The 13,702-nt window shown below is 64.5% G+C and carries 9 protein-coding genes; all 9 read left to right on the forward strand.

Annotated features, from left to right (window positions below):
- Positions 1 to 172 precede the first annotated feature (172 nt).
- The 9 genes from IPK69_08970 to rpoC all read left to right on the forward strand — a co-directional run bounded on the left by IPK69_08970 (position 173) and on the right by rpoC (position 13,595).
- Entirely contained in the window at positions 173 to 1,471 is a 1,299-nt protein-coding gene (locus IPK69_08970) for a hypothetical protein (GenBank protein QQS08129.1), read from the forward strand.
- Positions 1,472 to 1,734: 263 nt separating this feature from the next.
- Positions 1,735 to 2,163: a 50S ribosomal protein L11 gene (gene rplK, locus IPK69_08975; protein QQS08130.1), complete on the forward strand. Its 429-nt coding sequence runs from the start codon at positions 1,735 to 1,737 to the stop codon at positions 2,161 to 2,163.
- A gap of 47 nt (positions 2,164 to 2,210) precedes the next feature.
- Positions 2,211 to 2,912: a 50S ribosomal protein L1 gene (locus IPK69_08980; GenBank protein ID QQS08131.1), complete on the forward strand. Its 702-nt coding sequence runs from the start codon at positions 2,211 to 2,213 to the stop codon at positions 2,910 to 2,912.
- Positions 2,913 to 2,961: 49 nt separating this feature from the next.
- Positions 2,962 to 3,507 (forward strand): 50S ribosomal protein L10, encoded by a 546-nt coding sequence (locus IPK69_08985; protein QQS08132.1) that lies wholly within the window; start codon positions 2,962 to 2,964, stop codon positions 3,505 to 3,507.
- A gap of 154 nt (positions 3,508 to 3,661) precedes the next feature.
- The gene (gene rplL / locus IPK69_08990; protein ID QQS08133.1) at positions 3,662 to 4,066 is read left to right on the forward strand and encodes a 50S ribosomal protein L7/L12; all 405 of its coding nucleotides are present in this window, start codon (positions 3,662 to 3,664) and stop codon (positions 4,064 to 4,066) included.
- A 462-nt stretch (positions 4,067 to 4,528) separates the two neighbouring features.
- A complete protein-coding gene (gene rpoB, locus IPK69_08995) occupies positions 4,529 to 8,362 on the forward strand; it encodes a DNA-directed RNA polymerase subunit beta (GenBank protein ID QQS08134.1) in 3,834 nt (1,277 codons plus the stop codon).
- A 158-nt stretch (positions 8,363 to 8,520) separates the two neighbouring features.
- The gene (locus tag IPK69_09000) at positions 8,521 to 8,853 is read left to right on the forward strand and encodes a hypothetical protein (GenBank protein QQS08135.1); all 333 of its coding nucleotides are present in this window, start codon (positions 8,521 to 8,523) and stop codon (positions 8,851 to 8,853) included.
- Entirely contained in the window at positions 8,850 to 9,182 is a 333-nt protein-coding gene (locus tag IPK69_09005; GenBank protein QQS08136.1) for a hypothetical protein, read from the forward strand. The genes IPK69_09000 and IPK69_09005 overlap by 4 nt, the downstream gene beginning before the upstream one ends.
- Before the next feature lie 6 nt (positions 9,183 to 9,188).
- On the forward strand, positions 9,189 to 13,595 hold the full coding sequence (gene rpoC, locus IPK69_09010) for a DNA-directed RNA polymerase subunit beta' (GenBank protein ID QQS08137.1): 4,407 nt from the start codon (positions 9,189 to 9,191) through the stop codon (positions 13,593 to 13,595).
- The last annotated feature ends 107 nt before the right edge of the window (positions 13,596 to 13,702 follow it).

Here is a 13,702-nt window from a genome sequence, read left to right on the forward strand (position 1 = left end):
TGCCGGTACAACGTGATGGCGCCCACGGACCGATGCACAGGTCGGGCTTGGCGCGACGGATCGTCGGATGGACGTCAAATTCGTTACAGAACCCGTAGTCGAGTCCGGAGTCTAAGAGACAGCGGGCGCTCGAGCGGGGGCAAGCCGTGGGGGACAGGCAAGGAGACGCACGATGACCACGAACACAGCGACCATCGGCACGCGCGCGTCGGAGCACGGTGGGCTTCCCAATCCACGCGTTGCTGTCGGCGTGCTTGCGATGGCGCTGGCCGCGGGAGCGCTCGGACAGGCGACGGCTCCCGGCATCAGTCCCAAGGGCACATCGGACATTGCGCCCCAGACCGCGCCCGGCGTGGGTATCAAGGTCGGCGATGGTGTGCGCCAGTTGGCCGTGCCCAACACCGATTCGCGGCTTGGAGAGAACTATCCGGGCTCGCTCTATCGACCGGAATCCTCGCGACGGGCCGGCTTCTCCATGGTCGGTGCGAGGCATCATGGGCATGGTGCCCAAGCGTCCGGCGTGCCGCGTCGCCCGCGCGCGACCTCGACGGGCTTTCCGCCACGGATCGATCGACAACTGTGGCAGGAGTGGCTGCAAAACAGCGGGCCGAAGTGGATGGTGACCGCGGCCCATGATCCGGCGATGCTCGCGAGGCTCGCGCTCGTCGATGCCGCGTGGCAGAACGACGATCGTCGACACGCGATGGACAATGCCGAAACAAGCGCCACGCACGCCGGCAAACCGCTCGACACCACCGGGCATCCGTACATCATCGGCGGCGGCGGGGCCACACTGTTCGATCGGCGCACGCTCGACAGCCTCTCGCCGGAAGATCGTGCCAAGATTGCGCGCGGCATGCAGTCGGAACTCCGCCGCGAGGCGGTCGAGGCCGAGATGGAGCGTCTTGGCTGGGTTGATGGCAAGCCGCCGGCCGAAAAGACATCCTGGCAGTTGGGAATCGACGCGCTCAAGTCCAAGCGTGCGAAGGAGGCGATCGAGCCATTGCTCAAGCACGTGGCGGTCCATCCCAGCGATGGCGTGGGTAAGCGGCTACTGGGCGTGGCGATGCTGGAGGCCGGACGGGTGAACGAGGGGATCGCGATGATCCTGTCGGCCTACGCCGACGACCCGCGACTGGCGCTCACGCCGCTCGATATCGAGGCCTCGGGCCTGGATGAAACCCGTGTGCGGACGCTGGTCTCTCGCGCGACCCAACAGGCAAACTCGACCAAACAAGGCATAGCATGGCTGGCGGTCGTCATGCTGATGCAGGCGGAAAGTACCACGGACTCCGCTCGCTTGGACCTGGCAGAGAAGTGCCTCGGGAAGGCCAAGGACCACGATCTGGACGCCACGATCGCCGGGTGGATGGAAACCGCGTTGGACACCCAGCGTCGGAGGATGGCCGAGGAAAATGACGCGGATAAGTCCAAGTCAGAGAATGACATGCGACAGCACGATCGAAAATAGGCTTTTGTTTGGATTCTCACGACGCCGCACGTACTTTGGGCCAACTGACTCAATATGAATTCGGCTTGATGGGAATTTGGAAACCCATGGTGTGGCGGCTATCCTCCCGCCCTCGTCAATGAGGCTTGACTGCTCCAGGGCCGACGCCTTGGAATAGGACAACCCAGAACCGACAGGACTACTTTGGTCCGCGACTCTCCAGGCCGGAGGTCGTGTCCGGGGCTTGCAAGAGCATCCGGGACCATTGTGGGAGGTGGAAAACGATGGCCAAGAAAGAAATCACTCAAGTCTTCAAGATCATGGCTCCCGGTGGGTCCGCGACCCCCGCGCCACCGCTCGGCCCCGTGCTGGGCTCCAAGGGCGTCAACCCCGGGCAGTTCATCCAGAAGTTCAACGCCGCGACCCAGCACGTCAAGGGCAAGGTCGTCGGCTGCGTCGTCACGGTCTACACCGACAAGTCGTTCGACCTCGAGATCAAAAGTTCACCCGCGAGCGTGCTGATCAAGGACGCGGCGAAGGCGGAGAAGGGCTCGGGCGAGCCGAACAAGACCAAGGTCGGCAAACTGACCCAGGACCAGGTCCGAAAGATCGCGCAAGAGAAGATGGCGGACATGAACTCGCAGTCCATCGAGGCGGCGATGCGCGTGATCGCAGGAACGGCCCGCTCCATGGGCGTGACGGTCGAGGGCTGATTCAAGGCACACACACGAGCGACAACGCTCTTGAAGCGAGAAGACGCATGGCATATCGGATCACCAAGAGGCAGAAGGCGAACTCGGGCGTCGCGCCCGCAAACGCGGTGGACGCCGCCGAGGCCGTAAGCGCCCTCAAGAAGTTCAAAGCCCCCAAGTTCGATCAGACGGTGAACGTCTGCATGCACCTGGGGATCGACACGAACCAGGCGGACCAGAACCTCCGCGGCGCGGTGAGCCTGCCCAAAGGCATCGGCAAGACCAAGCGCGTCGTGGCCTTCTGCCAGAGCGACGTGGCGCCCAAGGCGCTCCAGATGGGGGCCGTGAAGGCCGGCGGCGAGGAACTCGTCGCGGAGATCGAGAAGGGCTGGATGGACTTCGACGTCGCGATCGCCTCGCCCGACATGATGCGAGTTGTGTCGCGACTCGGCAAGGTGCTCGGGCCCAAGGGCCTCATGCCCAGCCCCAAGGCCGGGACCGTCACGCCGAACGTCGCGGACGCGGTCAAGGAATACTCGGCGGGCAAGGTCGAGTATCGCGCCGACAAGGGCGGGAACGTCCACGCGGTCATCGGCAAGATGTCGTTCAAGGAGCAGGACCTCCTCGAGAACCTGCAGTACTTCATCAACGCCATCGAGAAGGTCAAGCCCCAGTCCTCGAAGGGGACGTACATCAAGAAGATCACGGTCTCGGGGAGCATGACGCCGGGCGTTCAGGTGAAGCACGTGGTGGCGGAGGCGACGGCCTAAAGACGCGTGACGAACGCGTCGGGCCCCATACCGAGATCTGGAGCGAACCATGTCGAAGCAAGTCAAAACCATCATCATGCGTGACTACCAGGACCGGATCGGCGACGCCGCCGACGCCCTGGTGATCAACATCTCCGCCCTCAAGGGAACGCAGACCACCGAGATGCGCAACGGACTCGCGAAGAAGCAGATCCGCATCGCGGTTGTCCGCAACGAACTCGCCAAGAAGGTCATGGACTCCACCGAGCTCAAGCCGCTCAAGGAGTTCCTGACCGGGCACACCGCGCTGGCCTACGGCGGACAGTCCGTGGTCGAGGTCGCTCGCGAGATCGTCGGGCTGATGGCCAAGATGCCCGCGATCGAGCTCAAGGGCGCGATCCTCGACGGGCAGGTCTTCAAGGGCAAGGCCGGCGTGATGGAACTCTCCAAGTTCCCGACGCGCGAGGAGGCCCAGGCCAAGGTCGTCACCCTCGTCGTCAGCCCCGGGCGCAATCTGCTCGGAGCCCTCAAAGGCCCCGGCTCGACCGTCGCGGGTCTCGTCAAGGCGATCGAGAGCAAGTTGGAGAAGAACGAACCCATCGCGAAGGTCGGGTGAGCCGCGGCTCAGTTCGGTCCGTCGCGTGTCGGTGACTGTGTGTGAAATCATCGTGCCTCTGGTCCGCCTCACGGGTGGATGAAAGCGCCGAGCGTCTCGGCCCCACTGGCACGGGCGAATGAGTGGGTCGCGAATCCCACGCAAAGGTGAAGACATGTCCGAAGCAACCACGTTCGATGCGAAGATCAAGGACCTCGGGGACAAACTGGCCGGCCTCACGCTCAAGGAGGCGGTCGACCTCGGGAAGTACATGAAGGAGACCTACGGCATCGAGGCCGCCGCCGGTGGCGCGGTTGTGATGGCGGCGGGTGGCGGCGGTGGCGCGGCGGCGGCGGCGGAGGAGAAGACCTCCTTCAACGTCGTCCTCAAGGCCGTCGATGCCGCGAAGAAGATCGCGGTCATCAAGACCGTCCGCGAGATCACGGGCCTGGGCCTCGCCGAGGCGAAGGCCTTCGTCGACGCTCCGGGCAAGGCGGTCAAGGAAGGCGTCTCGAAGGACGACGCCGAGAAGATGAAGAAGTCGCTCACCGAGGCCGGCGCGACCGTCGAACTCACGTAATCTACAACTCCATCTGACGTCTTGAGAGGCCCGGGCCAATCGCCCGGGCCTTTTGCATTTTGTTTGGGCTTGCCGTTCGGTCCCAGGCTTATCAAAACATGAATTCTGGGACAGGATTTTTGTTCCAAGGCCGGATATGGCAAGGTATTGTGAAATTCTGGCATGAAATCTGCAGGCCCGGCTTGCACATGGCCGGGATGGGCCGTAGGGGTGGTGGCTATACTCATCGGTTCCACACCACGCGGTGAGGGCGGGGAAACCAGTGGACCATCGGCACGGCGGAGTCAGGAAGACAGTCTAAGAACACAGTGACCACACCGGGGCACCACAACCGGCAGGTTGGATGTTCGTCCTCAAAGGCGAACGCACAACTTCGGGAAGGCGATCCCTGTCACCACAGTTCGAAGCGTGTCTCTCCCGGCCTCGCCATCGACGTGCGGCCAACAACCAGACGAGGTATCGATGCCATCATCAGCCGGCTCGACGAACGGGAACGGGGCGATTCGCAACTTCAGCAAGCGTGGGGACGCCCTGGAAATTCCGGACCTCACCGAGGTCCAGGCCGACGCGTATGAGCGGTTCCTCCAGTTCGGGAAGAACCCCGACGAGCGCGACGTGCAGATCGGTCTGGAGTCGCTCCTTCGCGAGGTCTTCCCGATCGAGAGCTACGACGGGACGATGAAGCTCGAGTACACGCGCTACGTGCTCGAGGAGCCGCGGTACACCAGCGACGAGTGCCGCGAGTTGCGCCTGACCTACGGGCGTCCGTTCCGCATCGGCGTGCTGCTCAAGCGCGAGGGGCGCCCGGACATGCCCGAGGAAGACATCTACCTCGGCGAGTTCCCGATCATGATGGGCGGCGGCGAGTTCATCGTGAACGGCGCCGAGCGCGTCATCGTCAGCCAGTTGCACCGCTCGCCCGGCGTTGACTTCTCCATCGTCTCCAGCGAGTCCGACCGTCCGCTCCACTCGGCACGCATCATCCCCGAGCGCGGCTCGTGGATCGAGCTCGAGGTGACCAAGAAGGACGTTCTGGCGATGCGCATCGACCAGAGCACCAAACTCGCCGCGACCACGTTCCTCCGCTGCCTCGACGAGTCGATCTCCACGACCCCCGCGCTCCTGAGCCTCTTCTACGAGATCAGCGAGATCAACGCCGAGAAGGTCCGCCCCGAGCACTGGGCCGCGGACTCCATCATCAACACCGACACCGGCGAGGAACTCGTCCACGTCGGGCGCCAGATCGGCGAAGAGGGCGCGGCGGCGATCCACTCCAGCAACCTCAAGAAGGTCCGCGTCATCGAGAACCCCTCCGACGTGCTCATCCTGAACACCGTCGCCGAGGAGAAACTCGAGCAGTTCGAGGCCGACACCGAATACGAGCGGGCGCTCCTCAAGGTGTATGGCAAGCTCCGCCCGGGCAACCCGCCGCAGGTCGAGAAGGCGCGCCAACTCTTCCAGGAGAAGTTCTACGACGAGAACCGCTATCGCCTGGGGCGCGTCGGGCGCTTCCGTATCAACCGCAAGTTCGACCTGAACACGCCCGAGGACCTGATGTTCATCTCGTCGCAGGACTTCCTGCGCGTGATCCAGTACATGCTCGACCTCCGCAGCAACCGCCCGGACCCCAAGACGGGCCGCCCGGTCGCGACGGTGGACGACATCGACCACCTCGGCAACCGCCGCCTCCGCACGCTCGATGAACTCGCGGTCGAGGAACTCCGCAAGGGCTTCCTGAAACTCCGTCGCACCGTCCAGGAGCGCATGAGCGTCAAGGACCCCGAGGAACTCGCGAAGATCGCCGACCTCGTGAACAGCAAGTCGATCTCCTCGGCCATCGACTTCTTCTTCGGACGCAGCGAACTGTCGCAGGTCGTGGACCAGACCAACCCGCTCTCGACCCTCGTGCACGAGCGTCGCCTCTCGGCCCTAGGGCCGGGCGGCCTCAACCGCAAGCGCGCCGGCTTCGAGGTGCGCGACGTGCACATCTCGCACTACGGGCGCATCTGCCCCATCGAGACCCCCGAAGGCACGAACATTGGCCTCATCGCCTCTTTGGGCATCTTCTCCTCCATCGATGACTACGGCTTCCTCCGCACGCCCTACCGCGAGGTGAAGAACGGCTCGCCGACGGGCAAGGTCATCCACCTCCGCGCCGACGAGGAAATGCGGGCGATCCTCGCCCCCGCCGACACCATCGCGACCGATGGCAAACTGAAGAAGGGCGCGATCGTCGCCCGCGTCGATGGCGAACTCACCCAGGTCGATTCGAGCACCGTCGATTACATCGACATCAGCCCGAAGCAGATCGTGGGTATCTCGGCTGCCCTCATCCCCTTCCTCGAGCACGACGACGCGAACCGCGCGCTCATGGGCTCGAACATGCAGCGTCAGGCCGTCCCGCTCATCCGCGTCCAGCCGCCGAGCGTGGCGACCGGCGTCGAGAAGGCCGTGGGCTACAACAGCGGCATGGTGGTGAAGGCGAAGAACGCGGGCGTCGTGACGTTCGTCGATTCCGAGCGGATCATCATCGACAACTCCGACGAGTATGTGCTCCGCAAGTTCGTCGGGCTGAACGAGCGCACCTGCCACAACCAGAAGCCCATCGTGAAGATGGGCCAGAAGGTGAGCAAGGGCCAGGTCATCGCCGACGGCGCCTCGACCCTCCAGGGCGAGCTCGCGATCGGTCGCAGCGTGATGGTCGCCTTCAACACCTTCGACGGGTACAACTTCGAGGACGCGATCGTCATCAACGAGCGCCTCGTGAAGGACGATGTCTTCACGAGCATCCACATCGACGCCTTCGACGTCGAGATCCGCGAGACGAAACTGGGGCGCGAGGAGTTCACCCGCGACATCCCCAACGTCAGCGAAAAGATGCTCCGCAACCTCGATGAGAACGGCGTCATCCGCCTCGGTGCCCGCGTCATGCCGGGCGACATCCTCGTCGGCAAGGTCAGCCCCAAGAGCAAGGTCGAGTTGACCCCGGAAGAGAAACTCCTTCACGCGATCTTCGGCCGCGCCGGCGAGGACGTGAAGAACGACTCGCTCGAGGTCCCCGCGGGCGTCGAGGGCGTGGTCATCGGCGCCAAGCGCTTCAGCCGCCGCCTCCACATGAACGAGGAGCAGAAGAAGCAACTCAAGAAGGACATCGCCGCCTACGAGGCGGACATGGACCAGAAGGCGATCGGGCTCTTCCGCCAGATGGTGAACGCGATCAACGACGTGGTGGGGACGGCGATGGTCGACCCCAACACGCGCCAGAAGGTCGGTGCCGCCGACATCGCCGAAGTCATCATGGAGCAGATCCGCACCTTCGATCTCAAATGGATCAAGGGGAGCAAGGAGACCAAGACCGACGCGGAGAAGACCTTCCGCCAGTTCTGGCCTCGCGTCCAGGCCATTCTGACCGAGAAGGCCCGCAAGGTCGCCCACATGAAGCGTGGTGACGAGTTGCCCACGGGCGTCCTCGAGATGGTCAAGGTCTACCTCGCGACCAAGCGTCAACTCTCCGTCGGTGACAAGATGGCCGGCCGCCACGGGAACAAGGGCGTCATCGCCCGCATCGTCCCCGAGGAAGAGATGCCGTTTATGGAAGACGGCACGCCGGTCGACGTGCTCCTCAATCCGCTGGGCGTCCCCAGCCGAATGAACGTCGGGCAGATCCTCGAGACGCATCTCGGGTGGGCGGCCCAGGTCCTTGGGTTCCAGGCCGTCACCCCCGTCTTCGACGGCGCGACCGAGGAAGAGGTCCACGCCGCCGTCCAGGAGGCCAACAAGCACGTCGAGCAGCGCCTGAAGCACTACGAGGACACGGGCACCTGGCCCCACCCGCGTGAGCTGCTCGCGCGCATGCCCAGGGGCGGCAAGATCCAACTCTTCGACGGTCGCACGGGCGAGCCGTTCCGCCAGAAAACGACCGTCGGCTACATGTACGTCCTGAAGCTCCACCACCTCGTGGACGACAAGATCCACGCGCGTGCAACAGGCCCGTACTCCCTCATCACCCAGCAGCCGCTGGGCGGCAAGGCCCGCACCGGCGGGCAGCGCTTCGGCGAGATGGAAGTGTGGGCGCTCGAGGCCTATGGCGCGTCATACATACTCCAGGAACTCCTCACCGTCAAGTCCGACGACGTCGAGGGACGCACCAAGATCTACGAGAGCATGGTCAAGGGCCAGAACAAACTGGAGGCGGGCATGCCCGTCGCCTTCGACGTGCTCTGCAACGAACTCAAGGGCCTGGGCATGAACATCACGATGGAGAAGAAGCAGATCGAGGGCGGGAGCCTGCTGTAATCGACTCAACGACACCGGTGTGCAAGGCCACATGCACTGTGCACCGCGAAGGACATCGGTTGGAATCGAATCGTCGCACATCTCGGGGGCGAGGCCCCCTCCAGCGTTCCGCGTTGGGGTGGAGCGATCTCTCGCGCTCGCAGGGAGAGGCCGCGAAGTTGCTCCGAGACGATGGCGTGCGCCGCCCCAGCGTGAGCCGGGCTTACTACGCAACATACGCCGCCGTGGTCGCTCGCCTGCACGCGCAAGGCGTGGACACCTTTGGAGATCGATCGAACCCGTCGCACGCGGAATTCCCCTCGCTCATCCGCCGCACGGTCTCGGGAGTGTCCGCGGACCATCGGCGGAACGTGTCGAAACTCGTGCGCCGCTTGCGGGTGCTCCGCGAGATCGCCGACTATCGCCCGGGTATGACGCTGGCCGACGCCGACCGCACCGAAGCGCTGCGATCGATGATCGTCGTCCAAAGCCTGATGGGGGTGCCCGCGTGACCCTCGAGTCGCACATCGGCGAGATCGTGCAGGCCGAGATCGACGCCGTGCGCTCGTCGCGTGGCTCGGCGCTCACGATGCGCGTTGGTCGCGTGCGGGGCGAGGCAGGCTGCTTTCGCGTGGATGTCACCCCCGCGAGACCCGTGACCCGGCTCGCGGTGGTGCTGGACATCCTGTCCGAGGCCGAGGAACGGCTCGAAGAACGCTACGAGGGGCTGCGCCTGATGCTCATCCCCGTATTGACGAAGACCACTGGAACGAAGACACCCGGCTCATCGCGAGGGGCCCACGCCCGCGCGCGACGCGCCGTCTCGAAGCGGAAAGGTTGATCGATCATGGCAGAGACCGTGTACGACCGTGTGAACGATTTCGCCTCCGTCAAGGTCACGCTGGCGTCGCCCAACGACATCCGCGCGTGGTCCTATGGCGAGGTCAAAAAGCCCGAGACCATCAACTACCGCACCTACCGCCCCGAGCGCGACGGGCTCTTCTGCGAGCGCATCTTCGGGCCCGAGCGCGACTATGAGTGCGCCTGCGGCAAGTACCGCGGCACGAAGTACAAGGGCATCATCTGCGACCGCTGTGGCGTCAAGGTCACCCACTCGCGCGTCCGCCGCAAGCGCATGGGGCACATCAATCTCGCCAGCCCCGTCGTCCACATCTGGTTCTTCAAGAGCATGCCCAGCCGACTGGGCACCTTGCTGGGCATGAAGACCAGCGACCTCGAGAAGATCATCTACTACCAGGATTACGTCGTCACCGATCCCGGCGATACCGAACTCAAGTTCAAGCAGGTCCTGACCGAGGACGAGCACCGCCAGGCCGTCGAGAAGTTCGGCAACGCCTTCCGCGCCATGATGGGCGCCGACGCCATCCGCGAACTCGTCGAGAAGACCGACCTCGATGCCGAGGCCTCCGGCCTGCGCGACGCGCTCAAGGAGACCAAGAGCAAGCAGAAGATCAAGGACTTCGCCAAGCGCCTCAAACTCATCGAGCAGATCCGCGGGAGCGAGAACGACCCCGCGTGGCTCGTGATGGACGTCGTCCCGGTCATCCCGCCCGACCTCCGCCCCCTCGTTCTCCTCGAGTCGGGCAACTTCGCCACGAGCGACCTCAACGACCTCTACCGCCGCATCATCAACCGCAACAACCGCCTCAAGAAGTTGATGGACCTCAACGCGCCCGACGTCATCATCCGCAACGAGAAGCGGATGCTCCAGCAGGCCGTCGACGCCCTCTTCGACAACAACCGCTGCCGCCGCCCGGTCCTCGGTTCGTCCAACCGCCCGCTCAAGTCGCTCACCGACATGATCAAGGGCAAGCAAGGCCGATTCCGCGAGAACCTGCTCGGCAAGCGCGTCGATTACTCCGCGCGATCCGTCATCGTCGTCGGCCCGGAACTCAAACTCCACCAGTGCGGCCTTCCCAAGAAGATCGCCCTCGAACTCTTCCAGCCCTTCATCATCCGCAAACTCAAAGAGCACGGACTCGCCGACACCATCAAGAGCGCCAAGCGCATGCTCGAGCGCCGCGATGGGGCCGTCTGGGACATCCTCGAAGAGGTCATCTACCAGCACCCGGTCCTGCTCAACCGCGCCCCGACGCTCCACCGAATGGGCATCCAGGCCTTTGAGCCTGTGCTCGTCGAAGGAAACGCCATCCGAATCCACCCGCTGGTCTGCGGCGGGTTCAACGCCGACTTCGACGGCGACCAGATGGCCGTCCACCTTCCCCTCTCCGTCGAGGCCCAGGCCGAGGCGCATGTCCTTATGCTCTCGACGCACAACATCTTCTCCCCCGCGAACGGCAAGCCGATCATCTCGGCCTCGCAGGACATCGTCATGGGTGTCTACTTCACCACCTTCGAGCAGCCCGACGACCGCCCGGTCGACCAACTCAAGGTCTTCAAGGACCGGCGCGAGGCCATTCTCGCCATGGAGCAGGGCAAGGTCGGCATTCACGAGCGCATCGTTCTCCGCGTCGATGGCTTCGACTCCTACGTCGAGAGCCAGACCGGCGGTATCAAGAAGATCCCCGCCAACGGGCGCCTCGTGACCACTCCCGGCCGCGCACTCTTCGCCGACATCCTCAAGCCCGGCATGCCGTTCTACAACTGCGCCCTTGGCAAGAAGGGGTGCGCCCGCGTGATCGACGATTGCTACGCCTTCGTCGGCCGCCCCGCGACCATCAACATCCTCGATGATCTCAAGGAGATGGGCTTCAAGCAGTCCACGCTCGCCGGCCTCTCCTTCGGCATCACCGATCTGCGCATCCCCAAGGAAAAGCCGGGCCTCATCGAGGACGCCCAGAAGCGCGTCGATCGCGTCGAGAAGAACTTCGACCGAGGCATCATCACCCACCGCGAGCGCTACAACCAGTTGATCGACATCTGGTCCCACTGCCGCGAGCAGGTGACCAAGGCCCTCGTCGAGACCCTCAAGAACGACCGCCGCGACCAGGACGGCGCCGAGGTCCCGATCGACGACAAGAAGTTCCCGACCTACCTGAATCCCGTCTATCTCATGAACGACTCGGGCGCCCGCGGCAACGTGAGCAACATCATGCAGGCCGCCGGCATGCGCGGGCTCATGGCCAAGCCCGACGGCACGATCATCGAGACGCCCATCCGGTCCAACTTCCGCGAGGGCCTCCACATCCTCGAGTACTTCTCCTCCACCCACGGCGCCCGAAAGGGTCTCGCCGACACCGCCCTCAAGACCGCCGACTCGGGCTACCTCACGCGAAAACTCTGCGACATCGCCCAGTCAGTGATCATCGGCGAGTGGAACTGCGGGAGCGTCCGCGGCATCATCAAGCGCGCCATCTACAAGGGCGAGCAGGTCGATGTTCCGCTCCGCGACCAGATCATCGGTCGCGTCAGCGTCAACGCCGTCGTCAACCCCGTCACCGACGAGCGGATCATCGCCGAGAACGAGGTGATCTCCGCCGAGGCCGCCGCCAAGATCGAGGCGCTGGGCATCGACTCCGTCGTCGTCCGCTCCCCGCTCACTAGCGAGAGCCGCACCGGCTGCTCCGTGCTGGACTACGGCATGGACCTCTCGACGGGCAAGGTCGTCGAGCCGGGCCTCGCCGTCGGCATCATCGCCGCCCAGTCCATCGGCGAGCCGGGCACCCAGCTCACGATGCGAACCTTCCACACCGGCGGCATCGGCCAGCGCACCACCGCCGAGTCCGAGTACCGCGCCGCCAACGCCGGCAAACTCGTCCTCCACGAGTGCAACGCCGTCCCCACCAAGGACGACGAAGGCCACGACGTCTTCGTCGTGCTCAAGCGCAACGCCGAGATCGCCATCCTCGACGCCAAGTCGCGCGAACTCGAGAAGTACAAGATCCCCTACGGCGCCTACATGCACGCGAAGGACGGCGAAGAGGTCAAGAAGGGCCAACTCCTCGTCAAGTGGGACCCCCACCGAACCCCCATCCTCGCCGAAAAGGACGGCGTCGTCCAGTTCGTCGACATCGAACTCGGCGAGACCGTGCGCGAGGAAGAGGCCGGTCGCGGCCAGAAGGCCCTCTCGGTCATCGAGCACAAGGGCGACCTCCACCCCGCCATCAACATCGTCGATGCCACCGGCAACATCCTCGACTTCCACTACCTCCCCGCCCGCGCCCGACTCGAGGTCAAGGACGGCCAGGAGATCAAGGCGGGGCACATGCTCGCCCGCCAGCCGCGCCAGAGCCAGGGCTCGCAGGACATCGTCGGTGGTCTCCCCCGAGTCACCGAGATCTTCGAGGCCCGAAAGCCCAAGGACCCCGCCGTCATGGCCGAGATCTCGGGCCGTGTCGAGATCCACTCCGACAAGCGCAAGGGCAAGATGACCATCCGCGTCATCTCCGACGCCGGCATCGAGAAGGACCACCACGTCTCGACCGACAAGCACCTGCTCGTCCACTCCGGTGACTTCGTGCAGGCCGGCGATCCTCTCACCGAAGGCCCCCTCGTCCCCCACGACATCCTCCGCATCAAGGGCGAGGAAGCTCTGTGGTACTACATGCTCGACGAGGTCCAGAACGTCTACCGGGCCCAGGGCGTCGGCATCAACGACAAACACATCGAACTCATCCTCTCCCAGATGCTCCGCAAGGTGAAGATCGAGTCTCCCGGTGACACCGACCTGCTCCCGCAGGAGGTCGTCGACAAGTACACCTTCAAGCAGAAGAACAAAGAGATCGAGAAGATGGTCATCGTCACCGATGTCGGCGGGACCGACCTCCGCATCGATGGCCGCCCCGTCTCCAAGGACGAGGTCCGCGAGTCCAACGCTCGCGCCGAGGCCGCGGGCAAGGACGGCGCCAAGGCCCGTCGCGCTCGTCCCGCCTCGGGCCGAACGCTCCTCCTGGGCATCACCAAGGCCGCACTCTCCAGCGAGTCCTTCCTCTCCGGAGCGTCGTTCCAGGAGAGCACCAAGGTCCTCACCGAGGCCGCCCTCCGCGGTGCGTCCGATTCGCTCATCGGCCTCAAGGAGAACGTCCTCCTGGGCCACCTCATCCCCGCCGGCACGGGCTTCCGACCCTACCAGGACATCAAGGTCCGTCCCCTCGTGGAACTCCCCGAGGCCTACGACGACGAGGCCGACCTCGACATGCTCGCCGAGGCCACCGCCGCCGCCGAGGCCCACGGCGCCATCCGAAACGACACCCTCTCCGCCCCAACCCTCGACAACGCTGGCTCCATCCGCGACGTCATCCGCGGCGAGTCAAAGCAGCCCGTGGATCAGTAATCCCCTACACCACGGACCACGGCCAAACGGCTGGATCCATCTCGATCTCTCCTCCGCCTCGCGACCACTAGCGGGGCGTTTTCATTCCCGCGACATCCATCCAACAA

The sequence above is a fragment of the Phycisphaerales bacterium genome (genome assembly GCA_016699835.1).
Classification (GTDB): Bacteria; Planctomycetota; Phycisphaerae; order Phycisphaerales; family UBA1924.

What these genes read in the sequence shown, in the direction of transcription:
- IPK69_08970 (QQS08129.1), top strand. Translation starts at nt 173, where the DNA reads ATGACCACGAACACAGCGACCATCGGCACGCGCGCGTCGGAGCACGGT.
- rplK (QQS08130.1), top strand. Translation starts at nt 1,735, where the DNA reads ATGGCCAAGAAAGAAATCACTCAAGTCTTCAAGATCATGGCTCCCGGT.
- IPK69_08980 (QQS08131.1), top strand. Translation starts at nt 2,211, where the DNA reads ATGGCATATCGGATCACCAAGAGGCAGAAGGCGAACTCGGGCGTCGCG.
- IPK69_08985 (QQS08132.1), top strand. Translation starts at nt 2,962, where the DNA reads ATGTCGAAGCAAGTCAAAACCATCATCATGCGTGACTACCAGGACCGG.
- rplL (QQS08133.1), top strand. Translation starts at nt 3,662, where the DNA reads ATGTCCGAAGCAACCACGTTCGATGCGAAGATCAAGGACCTCGGGGAC.
- rpoB (QQS08134.1), top strand. Translation starts at nt 4,529, where the DNA reads ATGCCATCATCAGCCGGCTCGACGAACGGGAACGGGGCGATTCGCAAC.
- rpoC (QQS08137.1), top strand. Translation starts at nt 9,189, where the DNA reads ATGGCAGAGACCGTGTACGACCGTGTGAACGATTTCGCCTCCGTCAAG.